Source organism: Candidatus Accumulibacter sp. ACC003, from assembly GCF_907163085.1.
In the GTDB taxonomy this organism is placed as follows: Bacteria; Pseudomonadota; Gammaproteobacteria; order Burkholderiales; family Rhodocyclaceae; genus Accumulibacter.
This window is the reverse complement of the sequence record NZ_CAJQTX010000007.1, coordinates 329,037-342,616: the sequence shown is the minus strand read 5'-3', so window position 1 is coordinate 342,616 and position 13,580 is coordinate 329,037. Positions and strand designations below refer to the sequence as shown.

The 13,580-nt window shown below is 65.2% G+C and carries 14 protein-coding genes; 5 read left to right on the top strand and 9 right to left on the bottom strand.

Annotated features, from left to right (window positions below; genetic code table 11):
• Positions 1-97: 97 nt before the first annotated feature.
• The 9 genes from asd to aroC all read right to left on the bottom strand — a co-directional run bounded on the left by asd (position 98) and on the right by aroC (position 8,215).
• The gene (asd, locus tag QZ656_RS16920; protein WP_291994491.1) at positions 98-1,228 is read right to left on the bottom strand and encodes an aspartate-semialdehyde dehydrogenase; all 1,131 of its coding nucleotides are present in this window, start codon (positions 1,226-1,228) and stop codon (positions 98-100) included.
• Positions 1,229-1,268: 40 nt separating this feature from the next.
• On the bottom strand, positions 1,269-2,342 hold the full coding sequence (gene leuB, locus QZ656_RS16915) for a 3-isopropylmalate dehydrogenase (RefSeq protein WP_291994490.1): 1,074 nt from the start codon (positions 2,340-2,342) through the stop codon (positions 1,269-1,271).
• A gap of 10 nt (positions 2,343-2,352) precedes the next feature.
• Positions 2,353-2,991 carry a 3-isopropylmalate dehydratase small subunit gene (leuD, locus tag QZ656_RS16910; RefSeq protein WP_291994489.1) on the bottom strand — a complete coding sequence of 213 codons (639 nt, stop codon included), beginning with the start codon at positions 2,989-2,991 and terminating at the stop codon, positions 2,353-2,355.
• A gap of 20 nt (positions 2,992-3,011) precedes the next feature.
• Complete coding sequence (locus tag QZ656_RS16905) at positions 3,012-3,140, bottom strand: entericidin A/B family lipoprotein (protein ID WP_291994488.1); 129 nt, start codon at positions 3,138-3,140, stop codon at positions 3,012-3,014.
• Between the two features lie 18 nt (positions 3,141-3,158).
• Positions 3,159-4,565, bottom strand: coding sequence for a 3-isopropylmalate dehydratase large subunit (gene leuC, locus QZ656_RS16900; protein ID WP_291994487.1), 1,407 nt, complete (start codon positions 4,563-4,565; stop codon positions 3,159-3,161).
• 137 nt (positions 4,566-4,702) lie between these two features.
• Positions 4,703-5,542 carry a M48 family metallopeptidase gene (locus QZ656_RS16895; protein ID WP_291994486.1) on the bottom strand — a complete coding sequence of 280 codons (840 nt, stop codon included), beginning with the start codon at positions 5,540-5,542 and terminating at the stop codon, positions 4,703-4,705.
• Positions 5,543-5,549: 7 nt separating this feature from the next.
• Entirely contained in the window at positions 5,550-6,725 is a 1,176-nt protein-coding gene (locus tag QZ656_RS16890; RefSeq protein WP_291994485.1) for an MFS transporter, read from the bottom strand.
• A 56-nt stretch (positions 6,726-6,781) separates the two neighbouring features.
• A complete protein-coding gene (locus QZ656_RS16885) occupies positions 6,782-7,033 on the bottom strand; it encodes a YdcH family protein (protein ID WP_291994484.1) in 252 nt (83 codons plus the stop codon).
• A gap of 81 nt (positions 7,034-7,114) precedes the next feature.
• Positions 7,115-8,215 carry a chorismate synthase gene (aroC, locus tag QZ656_RS16880; protein ID WP_291994483.1) on the bottom strand — a complete coding sequence of 367 codons (1,101 nt, stop codon included), beginning with the start codon at positions 8,213-8,215 and terminating at the stop codon, positions 7,115-7,117.
• A gap of 72 nt (positions 8,216-8,287) precedes the next feature.
• On the opposite strand from aroC, the gene QZ656_RS16875 reads away from it, so the two are divergent.
• From QZ656_RS16875 to QZ656_RS16855, 5 genes are all read left to right on the top strand, one after another.
• Positions 8,288-8,458, top strand: a complete 171-nt coding sequence (locus tag QZ656_RS16875; protein WP_291994482.1) for a hypothetical protein — start codon at positions 8,288-8,290, stop codon at positions 8,456-8,458.
• 178 nt (positions 8,459-8,636) lie between these two features.
• Complete coding sequence (locus tag QZ656_RS16870) at positions 8,637-9,515, top strand: DMT family transporter (RefSeq protein WP_291994481.1); 879 nt, start codon at positions 8,637-8,639, stop codon at positions 9,513-9,515.
• Positions 9,512-10,438, top strand: coding sequence for a methylated-DNA--[protein]-cysteine S-methyltransferase (locus tag QZ656_RS16865; RefSeq protein ID WP_291994480.1), 927 nt, complete (start codon positions 9,512-9,514; stop codon positions 10,436-10,438). The genes QZ656_RS16870 and QZ656_RS16865 overlap by 4 nt, the downstream gene beginning before the upstream one ends.
• A 226-nt stretch (positions 10,439-10,664) precedes the next feature.
• Positions 10,665-12,302: an acyl-CoA ligase (AMP-forming), exosortase A system-associated gene (locus tag QZ656_RS16860; protein WP_291994479.1), complete on the top strand. Its 1,638-nt coding sequence runs from the start codon at positions 10,665-10,667 to the stop codon at positions 12,300-12,302.
• Positions 12,299-13,543, top strand: coding sequence for a pyridoxal-dependent decarboxylase, exosortase A system-associated (locus QZ656_RS16855; RefSeq protein WP_291994478.1), 1,245 nt, complete (start codon positions 12,299-12,301; stop codon positions 13,541-13,543). The genes QZ656_RS16860 and QZ656_RS16855 overlap by 4 nt, the downstream gene beginning before the upstream one ends.
• Positions 13,544-13,580: the final 37 nt, after the last annotated feature.

Below are 13,580 nucleotides of genomic sequence, written 5' to 3'. Positions count from 1 at the left end.
GAAGTTAGCCATGCAAGCTAAACGTGCTTCTTCAATCGATGCTCACCAGCAACCGAAAAAGCGGCTCAACCGCGCCACTTTTCCCATTCAATTTCAATCAGTTGCGAATCAGGATGCGAAGCATGCGGCGAAGCGGCTCGGCGGCCCCCCACAACAACTGATCACCGACGGTGAACGCTCCGAGATACTCCGGGCCCATCGCCAACTTGTGCAGGCGCCCGACGGGAACCGTCAAACTGCCGGTGACGGCCGCCGGGGTCAGTTCCCGCTCGCTGATTTCGCGCTCGTTGGCGACGACCTTCACCCACGGATTGGCCTGTGCAATGATCGACTCCAGCTCATCTAACGGCAGATCGCGCTTGAGCTTGATGGTCAAACCCTGCGCATGGCAGCGCATCGCACCGACCCGCACGCACAGGCCGTCGACCGGGATGCTGCCCGGCGTGCGGAAAGGCGAGCGCCCGAGGATCTTGTTGCACTCGGCACCACCCTTCCACTCTTCTTTTGACTGACCGCCGTCGACCGGCGCGTCGATCCAAGGGATGACGCTGCCGGCGAGTGCCGTATTGCGGAAGTTCCTGGTCGGAAAGGCCGACGAGCGCATGGTCTCGGCGACCTTGCGGTCAATTTCGAGAATCGCCGAATTCGCGTCGGCCAACTCGCCTTTCACCGCGTCATGCAGCGCCCCCATCTGCAGCAGCAGCTCGCGCATGTTCTGGGCACCGGCCCCGGAAGCCGCCTGGTAGGTCATGGCGCTGACCCACTCGACGAGATCATGACGGAACAGTCCGCCGATGCCCATCAGCATCAGCGACACCGTGCAGTTACCGCCGATCCAGTTCTTGCCGCCCTTCGCCTTTGCCGCTTCGATCACATCGAGGTTCACCGGGTCGAGAATGATCACCGTATCGTCGGCCATGCGCAGCGTCGAAGCGGCGTCGATCCAGTGCCCTTGCCAACCGCTGGCGCGCAGCTTGGGGAAGACTTCCTTGGTGTAATCGCCGCCCTGACAACTGATGACGATGTCCATCGCCCGCAGGGCCTCGATCGACGTCGCGTCGTGCAGCGTGCCGGCTTCCTTGCCAGCATAGACCGGCGCCTTGCCGCCAACGGCAGACGTCGAGAAATAGAGCGGCTCGATGTGCTCGAAATCACCTTCCTCGACCATCCGCTGCATCAGCACCGAGCCGACCATGCCGCGCCAACCAACCAGACCTACCCTGTTCATCCGTCTACCTCTGCCCACAGTTCTGTTGCAAAAAAAACCCTTAGTCGACCTGCAGCGCCGCCAGCACGGCGTCGCCCATGGCCCTCGTTCCCAGCTGCTGCATACCCGGCTCGTAGATATCGGCGGTCCGGTAGCCTTTGGCCAAAACGCTCTTGACGGCGCGCTCGATGCGCAAGGCGGCGTCCTGCTGCGCAAAGGTGTAGCGCAACATCATCGCCACCGAGAGAATCGTCGCCAGTGGATTGGCGACGCCCTGGCCGGCGATATCCGGTGCCGAGCCGTGGCATGGCTCGTACAAACCCTTGCCGTCGGCGTCGAGAGACGCCGACGGCAGCATGCCGATCGAGCCGGTGAGCATCGCCGCCTGGTCTGACAGAATGTCGCCGAACATGTTGCCGGTGACGATCACGTCGAACTGCTTGGGATTGCGCACCAGCTGCATCGCCGCGTTGTCGACCAGCATGTGGCTGAGCTCGACATCGGGGTAGTCGGCGGCCGTCTCGATGGCCACCTCACGCCACAACTGCGTCGTTTCCAGGACGTTCATCTTGTCGACCGAACACAGCCTGCCACTGCGTCGGCGCGCGGCCTCGAAGGCCACCCGCAGGATGCGTCGGATCTCGCTTTCGCAGTAGTGCATGGTGTTGAAAGCAAAGCGCTCCTGGCGACCATCGACGTCGCGCAATTCGATCCCGCGTGGCTGCCCGAAATAGATGTCGCCGGTGAGTTCGCGGACGATCAGAATGTCCAGCCCGGCGACCACCTCGCTCTTCAGCGTGGACGCGTTGGCCAGCTCGGAATAGAGAATCGCCGGGCGCAGATTGGCAAACAGACCGAGCTGCTTGCGGATCGCCAGCAGCCCCTGCTCGGGACGCTGCGCGCGCGGCAAGCCATCCCACTGCGGACCACCGACGGCACCGAGCAACACCGCGTCGGCTTCCTGAGCCAGACGCTGCGTTTCCGGCGGATAGGGATCGCCGGTGGCATCGACCGCACAGCCGCCAAGCAGCGCCTCGTTGAGCTCGCAAGGCAGTGCCAGCGCCTGCAGTACGCGCAGCGCTTCGGCGGTGATTTCCGGACCAATTCCGTCGCCCGGGAGAACACAAATCTTCATCAGCAGTTCCTTAAGCGAACAACCACGGCTGCTGGCGACGCCGCTGCTCTTCGAAGTCCCTGATCCGTTCGGAGTGACGCAAGGTCAGACCGATATCGTCCCAGCCGTTGAGCAGACATTCCTTGCGGAAGGCGTCGATCGAAAACGGCAACAGCTTGCCGTCGGGACGGACCACGCGCTGCCGCGCCAGGTCAACCAGCAGCCGATAACCCGGCGTTTCCTCGACCTGCGCAAACAAGGTCGCCACCTCGCTGGCCGACAGGACAATCGGCAGAATGCCGTTCTTCAAACAGTTGTTGAAAAAAATGTCGGCAAAACTCTCGGCGATCACCGCCCGAAAGCCGAAGTCGAGCAAGGCCCACGGCGCGTGCTCGCGCGAACTGCCGCAACCAAAATTCTGGCGCGTGAGGAGAATCTGCGCGCCTTCGTAGCGCGCTTTGTTGAGCACGAAGTCGGTGTTGCGTGGCCGCAGCGAAGAATCCTCCCCGGGCTCACCGACGTCCAGATAGCGCCAGCCGTCGAACAGGTTCGGACCGAATCCCGAGCGCTTGATCGACTTCAAAAACTGCTTGGGGATGATTGCATCGGTATCGACGTTGGCCCGGTCCAGCGGTGCCACCAGGCCTTCAAGACGAACGAACTTGTCCATACTCTTCCTTGTGCGGGGCCTTACCTGGCCGCTTTTTCGATCGCCTGCCCACCCTTGGCGACATCCTTGCCGACGCCCTGCATGGTATTGCAGGCGGCCAGCGAAGTGCTCACAACAAGCACCACAAAAATCATCGTCAACCTGTTCATCGATTCTCCTTCAATGCCCTACAGCAATTCGCGCACGTCGCAGAAATGCCCGGCAATCGCCGCTGCAGCGGCCATTTCCGGACTGACCAGATGCGTTCGCCCACCGGCGCCCTGTCGCCCCTCGAAGTTGCGATTCGACGTCGACGCGCAGCGTTCGCCGGCTTCGAGGCGGTCGGAGTTCATCGCCAGGCACATCGAACAGCCCGGCTCGCGCCACTCGAAACCGGCGGCGCGGAAGACCTCGTCGAGGCCTTCGGCTTCAGCCTGTCGCTTGACCAGCCCCGAACCCGGAACGACCAGCGCCAGGCGGACCTTGCTCGCCACCTTGTTGCCGCGAACGACAGCAGCGGCAGCCCGCAGGTCCTCGATGCGCGAGTTGGTGCACGAGCCGATGAAAACCTTGTCGACAGCGATCTCGCGGATCGGCGTGCCGGCGCGCAGGTCCATATAGATCAGCGCCCGTTCCATGCCCTCGCGCTTCACTGGATCGCTCTCCTGCGCCGGGTCGGGCACCGTCGAATCGATCGCCACGACCATCTCGGGTGAGGTACCCCAGGTCACCTGTGGTTTGATCTCGCCGGCAGGCAAGTCAATCAGGCAATCGAACTCGGCGTCGTCGTCGCTGCGCAAGCCGCGCCAGTGGGCGACGGCCTGCTCCCATTGCGCGCCCGTCGGAGCGTACGGGCGACCGTGCAGATAGTCGATCGTCACCTGATCGACGGCGACCATTCCCAGGCGAGCGCCGCCCTCTATGGCCATGTTGCATAGCGTCATGCGGCCTTCCATCGACAGGCCGCTGATCGCGCTGCCGGCAAACTCGATGGCATAACCGGTGCCGCCGGCGGTGCCGATCCGGGCAATCACCGCCAGCGCCACGTCCTTGGCCGTAACGCCCTTGCCGAGAACGCCGTCGACGCGCAACAGCATGGTCTTCGACTTGCTCTGCAGCAGGCACTGCGTTGCCAGCACGTGTTCCACCTCGGAAGTGCCGATACCCTGCGCCATGCACGCAAAAGCGCCGTGCGTGCTGGTGTGCGAGTCACCGCAGACGACGGTCATGCCGGGCAGCGTCGCGCCGTTCTCGGGACCGACGACGTGCACTATCCCCTGTCGCGGATCCTTGAACGGAAAATAGGCCAGCGCACCGACTTCCCGAATATTGGCGTCCAGCGTCTCGACCTGCAGCCGCGACACCGGATCCTCGATACCGCGACCCCAGTGATCGGTGGGTGTGTTGTGATCGGCGGTGGCGACGATCGAAGAAACCCGCCAGGGTTTGCGGCCAGCCAGCTTGAGGCCCTCGAAGGCCTGTGGGCTGGTCACCTCGTGTATCAGGTGGCGATCGATATAGATCAGCGCCGTACCATCGGCTTCCTGATGTACCAGGTGGTCCTGCCAAAGCTTTTCATACAAGGTTTGCGGCATAGCTTTACCATCCGACAAAATTTGACCATTTGGGCCAGGAGAGGGCCGGATTATGTCACACCGCGGCGGCCGCTGTCAGCGCCGCCGCGCGCACCGCGCGCGCGTTGGTGCGGCCGCGCAGCGATCGCCGTCAGCGCTCAGGGCGACCGACGGGCGGCGACGTAGAGCGGTTGGACGCGCTGCGCATAAACCCGCAAATCGGCGATCCGCGACTGGTGCGATGGGTGCGTAGACAACCACTGCGGCGGCTGGCCGCCGCCGACACGAGACATCTTCTCCCACAGCGAGATTGTCGCTTGTGGGTCGTAACCCGCTCTGGCGGCGAGTTCAATGCCGATACGGTCAGCCTCCTGCTCCATCTCGCGCGAGTTGGGACGCATGAACGCCAGATCGCCAACGCTGCCAATCACCCCTTGCCCAAGGCCCGAGTCGATTCCAAAATAGGCGCCAATCAGCGCCCCACCGAGCGCGGCGGCGACGTTCAGGCCCGCCGCCTGACCGGCTTTTTCGCGACCGTGCTCACGCAAGGCGTGCGCGATCTCGTGACCCATCACCGCCGCCAACTCGTCGTCGGTGATCTCCAGTTGCTCGAGCAAGCCGGTATAAACGGCGACCTTGCCGCCAGGCATGCACCAGGCGTTGAGCTCTTTCGAGCTGACGACATTGACTTCCCATTGCCAGCCGGGAGCGTCGCTGCGGAACGCCGCGGTGACCGGAATGAGGCGCCGGGCGACGCCGCGTACCCGCGCCAGCTGCGCCGGATCACGATTGAGCAGCTTCTTGCTCTGCGCCTCGCGCATCGTCTGCTGGTAGGCCTTGGCGGCCGAGCGATCGACCTCGGTCGACGACAGCAGCATGGTTTGGTCGCGGTCAACACCGACCGTGCCGCCGCCGGTGGTCCGCGTTGCCGCACAAGCGGTGACCAGTACGGCGGCCAGAAGCGCCAAAACGCCGCGCTGAAAGAAACAAAATCTCATGGCACCCTCAAGAACGCCGTGGCATCTCGGCGACGGCATCGAGATCGGTCTTCCTGATGCCAACGGCGACGCAGATCAGGCCGACGACGGCGAACGCCGAACTCAGCGTGTAGGTCGGCGCGGCCCCCCAGGCGTCCCAGGTCCAACCGCTCAGCAAGCTACCCACCAGACCGCCGGCGCCAAACGACAGACTCGAGTACAGCGCCTGGCCGCGCGCCTGGCAACGGCCGGGAAACCAGCGATTGACGGCGGCAATCGACGCCGCATGATAGGCGCCGAAGGTCAGGCCGTGCAAGAGCTGCGCGGCGACGATCAGCGCCAGCCACTCGACGCCCCAGCCGATCATCAGGAAGCGCCCAATCGCCGCCGCGAAACTGATCAGCAGGATGCTGCGCAGTCCGTAGCGGCGCAGCAAGCCGACCATGAAAAAGAACACCAGGATCTCGGCCAGCACGCCCAGTGACCACAGGCAACCGACCAGAAACTTGCTGTAGTGATGCTCGGCCAGATGGATCGAGTAAAAGACGTAGAGCGCGCCGTGCGCCGCCGACATCGCAAAACAAGCGGCGAACAGCGCCTTGACGCGCCGCTGGCGAACGATCTCGCCGACCGGCGGGTGGGCGTCGCTGAGCGCCTGCAGCGGCGCCTCGGGGACCACCAGCGCATAGCCGAGAATCCCGGCCAGAGTCGCCAGGATGATCCACAGCAAGCCGCTCAGCGGCAGCTGATCGAGCAGCGCACCGGTGCCCATGACGGCAACGATGAAGCCGATCGAACCCCATAGCCTGATCCGACTGTAACGCGCCGGCTGCTCGCGCAGATGATCGAAGGTCACCGTTTCGACCAGCGGTAGCGCGGCGCTCCAGAAGAAAGCCAGCAGCGCCATCGCCAGCAACATCGCCTCGAAGCCGCGCACGGCAAAAAAAGTCGCGAAACCAAGGACGCTGAGCAAGGCCGCCAGGCGAACGATCGCCATCCGCTGCCCCAGGCGATCGGCCAGCGCGCCCCACAGATACGGCGCGAACATGCGCATCAGCTGCATTTGCGACATCAGCAGGCCGATGTCCCACGCCGAAAAGCTCAGCGACTGTAGATATAGCCCGAAATACGGTGAAAAAGCGCCGATGAAGGCGAAGTAGAAGAAGTAATAGCCGGACAGGCGCCAATACGGCAGAGCAAGCATCCGGCGATTCTAGCGGATCGCGCGCCGCATGCCGGCACGGCAGCGGCGCACGCGGCTCAATCGCCGTTCTTGTCCGCAACCAGCATCCGGTACATCTGGTCCTTGAGCAGCAGGCGGCGCTTTTTCATCTCTTCGATGGTGAAATCGTGCACCGGCAGGTCCTCTTCCTCGAGGCGCTCGACCTCGCGCGTCAGCTTCTGATATTCGTCGAACAACTGCCCGAACTGCTCGTTAGAAGCTTTCAGGGCGTCTATCGAATCCAGATACTCGGGGAACTCGTGGTGAAGGTCGTGGTGCTCAACTTGCATGATCTGATGGCCTCTAGCGGATCCCGGTCGGCCCGATGCGCGACCAGAGCAGGCGATTATAAGCATTGCCACCGCCGCCCGTCACGCCGCTGCGCCGGCAATGCGTGGCGTCGCACAGCGTACGTCGGCGCACTGCGCACGGTAACGCAAGGCGTGATCGATCAACACCAGCGCCAGCATCGCCTCGGCAATCGGCGTTGCCCGGATGCCGACGCAGGGGTCGTGGCGACCGTGCGTTTCGACCGTCGTTGCCGTGCCGTCGAGACGCACCGAGCGGCGCGGCAAGCGGATGCTCGAGGTCGGCTTGATCGCCAGATTGACCCGCACATCCTGGCCGGTGGAGATGCCGCCGAGGACGCCACCGGCATGGTTGCTGAGGAAGCCCTGCGGCGTCATCTCGTCGCCATGTTCGCTGCCGCGCTGCGCGACGCTGGCAAAACCGGCGCCGATCTCAACGCCCTTGACGGCGTTGATGCTCATCATCGCGTAGGCGATCTCGGCGTCGAGGCGGTCATAGACCGGCTCACCCCAACCCGCCGGCACGCCGCTGGCGGCGACGCTGATCTTCGCTCCGACCGAATCGCCCGACTTGCGCAGCTGATCCATGAATTCCTCGAGCTGCGGGACGATCGCCGCGTTCGGCGCAAAGAACGGATTGTTGGCGATCTCGGCGGCGGCCAGAAACGGGATTTCGATCGGCCCAAGCTGGCTCATCCAGCCGCAAATCGTCACCCCATAACGCTCGGCCAGCCACTTGCGGGCGATCGCCCCGGCGGCGACGCGCACCGCCGTCTCGCGCGCTGACGAACGGCCACCACCGCGATGGTCGCGAAAGCCATATTTCTGCGTGTAGGCGTAATCGGCGTGCCCGGGACGAAAGGCATCGGCGAGGTTGCCGTAATCGCGGCTGCGCTGGTCCTGATTGCGGATCAGCAGGCCAATCGGCGTGCCGGTCGTCCGGCCCTCGAAGACGCCCGAGAGAATCTCGACCGCGTCGGGCTCACGCCGTTGCGTGACATGCCGCGAAGTTCCCGGCCGGCGGCGGTCGAGCTCGGCCTGGATGTCGGCGACGCTGATCGCCAGTCCGGGTGGGCAGCCATCGACCACGCAACCGATCGCCGGACCGTGCGACTCACCGAAAGAAGTAACCGTGAACAGCGTGCCAATGGTGTTGCCGGACATGGCCTTCTCTTGAGCGTTAGAATGGCCGCAGAGTTTACCATAGCGACCACGCCGCGATCGGCGCCGACCCCGATGACCAACAAACCCGCACGCCGCCGCAAAACGCCGCCGCTGCCGGCGCCGCAAGCGCCCGTACCACAGCTGCCAACGGCCGGCGGCAATCGCCTGCGCCAGGCCGAAACGCGCTGGCAGCGAACGGTTCGCTATGGCTGGGACAAGGGTGGCAGCAAAGGCGGCCGCTAGTGTAGCGTTGCACGCCGCATGGAACATACGAGGCCACCGAGCGCAAGCGCTTTCCTGGCGATGCGCCTGGCCGGCACCGCGTGGCGGCCGCGGCGCTCGGCAAAGCGCAAGAATCGGGTGGCCAGGAAGTGCGCCCGGAACGACAATCGGGGCGTTCCCCTTTTCGATGAAAGCGCCCATGGACGCCGCCAGCATCACCCGCCTGTTCTGCCTCGCCGCGATCTGGGGCGCCTCGTTCCTGTTCATGCGCGTCAGTGTCCCCGCTTTCGGCCCGGTGGCGCTGATCATGTTTCGTGTCGGCATCGCCGCGCTGTTTCTCTGGATCGCCAGCCGATTCGTCAAACAGCCCTTGCAACTGGGGCGCCTGTGGAAGTACTTCCTGACCATCGGCGTCCTCAACTCGGCGCTACCGTTCATCCTCTTCGCGTACGCCGCGCAATCGCTGCCGGCGTCGCTGCTGGCGATTCTCAACGCCACCTCGCCACTCTTCGGTGCGGCCATCGGCGCGCTCTGGATGCGCACGCCGCTGACCGGTGCTGTCGCCCTGGGTCTGGCCTGCGGCCTGAGCGGCGTCGGCGTGCTGGTCGGCCACAAGCTGGCGTTCAACGGTGCAGGCGAGTGGCCGGCGATTGCCGCTGGCCTGCTGGCGCCGCTCTCGTACAGCGTCGCCAGCCTCTATACCAAGGCCCGCCCGGGCCTGGCGACACCGTTCGCCAATGCCCACGGCAGCATGTGGATGGCGACGCTGGTCGTTCTGCCGCTGATTCTTCTGGCGCCGATCCGCGCGGCGCCCGACGCCGGCGACTGGGCAGCCGTATCGCTGCTCGGCGTTATCTGTACCGGCGCCGCCTACCTGCTGTACTTCCGGCTGATCGACGACGTCGGCCCGACGCGGGCGCTTTCGGTGACCTTCCTGATCCCGGTCTTTGGCGTCTTGTGGGGAGCCATTTTCCTCGACGAAGCGGTCGGCTGGTACACACTGCTTGGCGGCGCCTTGATCCTCACCGGTATCGCGATCACCGCCGGCATTCTCGGTCCGCGCCGGCAAGCGGCATGAATCGCCCAGATGAATCCGGCCAGCCCGGCGGGGCGGGCGAGGTTGGCAAATTCGGCGCCGTCGACGAACGCTGCCGGGCGTATGCAACGGTCGCCCGCGCGATCCGTTTCGTCAGACAGCAGCGCGCCTCGCAGCCAAGCCTGCAGGAGATCGCCGAACACGTCGGCAGCAGCCCATTTCATCTGCAGCGGACCTTCGGCGTCTGGGCCGGAATTTCGCCCAAACGTTTTCTGCAATACCTGACCAGCGAGCACGCCCGCTCGCTCTTGCGCGCGCAGCACGACGTGCTCGGCGCGGCGCACGCGGCCGGTCTCTCGGGACCAGGTCGGCTACACGACCTGATGGTCGCCTGCGACGCCGTGGCACCGGGCGAAGTCCGCTCGCTGGGCGCCGGACTGCATCTCACCTACGGTTTCGCGGCAACGCCGTTCGGCCGGGTGATCGTCGGCAACACGCCACGCGGTCTGTGCCATCTGCAGTTCACCGCCGCCGACCAGGACGCCGACGCCGAGGCCATCGCGCAACTCCACGCCGAATGGCGACACGCCACGCTGATCCGTGACGACGCGGCGCTGGCGGCCATCGTCGGGCGCGTCTTTGCGGCCGTGCACGGGCAGCAAGCACTGCACCTGCTCCTGCGCGGAACCAATTTTCAAGTCAAGGTATGGCAGGCGCTGCTTAATATCGCGCCCGGCGACGTCGTCTCGTACGCGACGCTGGCGACGCTGATCGACCATCCGCGCGCGCAGCGCGCTGTCGGCTCGGCGCTGGCACGCAATCGCCTGGCGGTGCTTATTCCCTGCCATCGCGTGATCCGCGAAAATGGCGACATCGGCAGCTACCGCTGGGGCAGCGAACGCAAACACGCGCTGCTGGCGGTCGAGGCGGCGCGTGCCGCCGATCGCCAGCAGCAGATGTACTGAGCCGCCGGCCAGCGTCGCCAGCGATCTACCGGCATCGGCGAGCCAGGAAACGCGCTCTTTCCGGGCCATCGTCGCGCCGCCCGGAGTCGCCCTGGAGGCCTTCCGAAGGGGCAGGCGGGGCGCGGTCGTGGCGGCGCTGGTCGAGCCGCGGGGAATAATTTCACAGCCAAACGAGCGCAAGTCGGTAAAATCGCCGGCTATCCGATCGCCTTTCTGCGCCCAAGACATGACCGACTCGCACCTGCTCGCCGAACTGATCAGCCACACCGCCGCACGCCAACCCGACGCCATCGCCCTCAGCTACGGCCAACAGTCGATGAGCTACGGCGCCCTGCAACAAGCGATTACGGGCTTTGTCAGCGGCGTCGTCAGCCTTGGCCTGCAACGCGGCGAACGGATCGCCATCTACCTCGAAAAACGCCTCGAAACGGTCGTCGCCAGTTTCGGCGCCACCGCCGCCGGCTGCGTCTTCGTACCGCTCAACCCGCTGCTCAAAGCCGAGCAGGTGGCCTACATCATGCGCGACTGCAATGTCCGCGCGCTGCTCACCTCGAGCGAGCGACTGGCGCTGCTCGAACCGATCCTGCCGTCGTGCCACGACCTGCGGCACGTCATCGTCAGCAACGCCGAAGCGCTAGCGGAGCGCGCCGGGCCGCTGGCCTGGCTGCGCTGGGACGAGCTGCTGCAAGCGGCTGGACAGCGCAACGGCCACCGCGTGATCGACACCGACATGGCGGCGATCCTGTACACCTCGGGCAGCACCGGCAAGCCGAAGGGCGTCGTGCTCTCGCACCGCAACATGGTCGCCGGCGCCAAGAGCGTCGCCAGCTACCTCGAAAACACCGCCGACGATACCTTGCTGGCCGCCCTGCCGCTGTCTTTCGACGCCGGCTTCAGCCAGCTGACAACCGCTTTCCACGCCGGCGCGCGCGTCGTGCTGCTCAACTACCTGCTGCCGCGCGACGTCCTCAAGGCGCTGGCGAATGAACGCGTGACCGGGCTGACAGCCGTGCCGCCGCTCTACATTCAGCTGGCCGAACTCGACTGGCCAGCGGCAATCGGCGAGCATCTGCGCTACTTTGCCAATACCGGCGGTCGCCTGCCGCGCCAGACGCTGGCCAGCCTGCGCAGCCGCCTGCCGCGCAGCAAGCCGTTTCTGATGTACGGCCTGACCGAGGCCTTCCGTTCGACCTACCTGCCGCCCGACGAGGTGGATCGGCGTCCGGACTCGATCGGCAAGGCCATCCCGAACGCCGAGATTCTCGTCTTGCGCGACGACGGCTCGGCGTGCGCTGCCAACGAACCCGGCGAACTCGTCCATCGCGGCGCGCTGGTCGGTATGGGCTACTGGAACGATCACGAAAAGACCGCCGAGCGCTACCGACCCTTGCCGGCCAGCACACCGGGCCGCGCCAGCGGCCTGGTGCTGCCGGAAATCGCCGTCTTCTCGGGCGACACGGTGCGCAGCGACGACGAAGGATTCCTCTACTTCATCGGCCGCCGCGACGAAATGATGAAGACCTCCGGTTACCGGGTCAGCCCGACCGAAGTCGAGGAAGTGCTCTACGCGACGCAACTGGTCGGCGAATGCGTCGCCTTCGGCGTCGACCACCCGACGCTCGGCCACGCCATCCAGGTGATTGCCACACCAGTCGTAGACGGCGAGCTCGACACCGCGGCACTGCTTGCCGAATGCCGCCGGCGGATGCCGGCGTACATGGTGCCGGCGGCGGTGAGCGTGCGACCAGGCCCCTTGCCACGCAACCCCAACGGCAAGATCGACCGCAAGGCGCTGGCCAGCGACTTTCTCGCCAGTTCCTCGCCGAACGCGAGTACCAGCAACCGCCAAGGAAGCCGCACATGAGCCAAGCCGCCAGAAGCACGCCCAGACACGCCGCAATGAGCCAGTTTGCGGTCAGCAACGGCGAACTGCTGGTCGGCGGCACGCCGCTCTGCCGACTCGCCGCACGCCTCGGGCAAACGCCTTTCTATGCCTACGACCGGCAACTGCTGAACCGCCGCGTCGGCGAATTGCGCGCCGCGCTGCCGGCTTCGCTCAAACTGCACTACGCGATGAAGGCCAACCCAATGCCGGCGCTGGTCTGTCATATGGCCGGCCTGGTCGATGGCATCGACGTCGCCTCGGGCGGCGAATTGAAGGTCGCGCTCGACGCCGGCGCCGACGCGCGCGAGGTCAGCTTCGCCGGCCCCGGCAAACAAAGAGCCGAGTTGCGGCAGGCTGTCGCCGCCGGCATCCTGATCAATATCGAGTCGTTTCGCGAAGTCACCGAACTGGCCACGATCAGCGAGCAGATGGGTAGCACGGCGCGTGTCGCGGTGCGCGTGAACCCCGATTTCGAGCTCAAGAGTTCGGGAATGAAGATGGGCGGCGGCGCCAAGCAGTTCGGCGTGGACGCCGAACAGGTGCCCGAACTGCTCGCCGAGATTGGCCGTTCGGGGCTGGCCTTCGAAGGCTTTCACCTCTTTGCCGGCTCGCAGAACCTCAAAGCCGAAGCAATCGTCGAGGCGCAGAGCAAGAGTTTCGAACTCGCCTGCCGCCTGGCGCAATCAGCGCCGTCGCCAGTTCGTTTTCTCAACCTCGGCGGTGGTTTCGGGATCCCCTACTTCCCCGGCGAACAGGCTCTCGATCTGGCGCCGATCGGCGCCAATCTGGCGGCGATCGCCGACCAGGCGGCGCGTGAATTGCCAGCCGCCGAGCTGGTCGTCGAATTGGGGCGCTATCTGGTCGGCGAAGCAGGCATCTACGTCACCCGCGTCGTCGACCGCAAGCTCTCGCGCGGTCACACCTTCCTGGTCACCGACGGCGGTCTGCACCACCATCTTTCGGCGTCGGGCAATTTCGGCCAGGTGATCCGCAAGAACTACCCGGTGGCGATCGGCAACCGGATGGCGTCTAGCGAGCGTGAAACGGTATCGGTCGTCGGTCCGCTGTGTACGCCACTCGACCTGCTGGCCGACCGCATGGAACTCGCCAGCGCCGAAGCCGGCGACCTGGTGGTGATCTTCCAATCGGGCGCCTACGGCTTTAGCGCCAGCCCGCAGGCGTTTCTCGGGCATCCGGCTTGTCTCGAGGTGCTGGTTTGAACCGCGCATGCTGTTGTCTTGGCTGGCTGCAGCTACC

What these genes read in the sequence shown, in the direction of transcription:
- leuD (WP_291994489.1), bottom strand. Translation starts at nt 2,991, where the DNA reads ATGGACAAGTTCGTTCGTCTTGAAGGCCTGGTGGCACCGCTGGACCGG.
- QZ656_RS16885 (WP_291994484.1), bottom strand. Translation starts at nt 7,033, where the DNA reads ATGCAAGTTGAGCACCACGACCTTCACCACGAGTTCCCCGAGTATCTG.
- aroC (WP_291994483.1), bottom strand. Translation starts at nt 8,215, where the DNA reads ATGTCCGGCAACACCATTGGCACGCTGTTCACGGTTACTTCTTTCGGT.
- QZ656_RS16860 (WP_291994479.1), top strand. Translation starts at nt 10,665, where the DNA reads ATGACCGACTCGCACCTGCTCGCCGAACTGATCAGCCACACCGCCGCA.
- leuC (WP_291994487.1), bottom strand. Translation starts at nt 4,565, where the DNA reads ATGCCGCAAACCTTGTATGAAAAGCTTTGGCAGGACCACCTGGTACAT.
- QZ656_RS16855 (WP_291994478.1), top strand. Translation starts at nt 12,299, where the DNA reads ATGAGCCAAGCCGCCAGAAGCACGCCCAGACACGCCGCAATGAGCCAG.
- QZ656_RS16890 (WP_291994485.1), bottom strand. Translation starts at nt 6,725, where the DNA reads ATGCTTGCTCTGCCGTATTGGCGCCTGTCCGGCTATTACTTCTTCTAC.
- QZ656_RS16875 (WP_291994482.1), top strand. Translation starts at nt 8,288, where the DNA reads ATGACCAACAAACCCGCACGCCGCCGCAAAACGCCGCCGCTGCCGGCG.
- QZ656_RS16895 (WP_291994486.1), bottom strand. Translation starts at nt 5,542, where the DNA reads ATGAGATTTTGTTTCTTTCAGCGCGGCGTTTTGGCGCTTCTGGCCGCC.
- QZ656_RS16905 (WP_291994488.1), bottom strand. Translation starts at nt 3,140, where the DNA reads ATGAACAGGTTGACGATGATTTTTGTGGTGCTTGTTGTGAGCACTTCG.
- QZ656_RS16865 (WP_291994480.1), top strand. Translation starts at nt 9,512, where the DNA reads ATGAATCGCCCAGATGAATCCGGCCAGCCCGGCGGGGCGGGCGAGGTT.
- asd (WP_291994491.1), bottom strand. Translation starts at nt 1,228, where the DNA reads ATGAACAGGGTAGGTCTGGTTGGTTGGCGCGGCATGGTCGGCTCGGTG.
- leuB (WP_291994490.1), bottom strand. Translation starts at nt 2,342, where the DNA reads ATGAAGATTTGTGTTCTCCCGGGCGACGGAATTGGTCCGGAAATCACC.
- QZ656_RS16870 (WP_291994481.1), top strand. Translation starts at nt 8,637, where the DNA reads ATGGACGCCGCCAGCATCACCCGCCTGTTCTGCCTCGCCGCGATCTGG.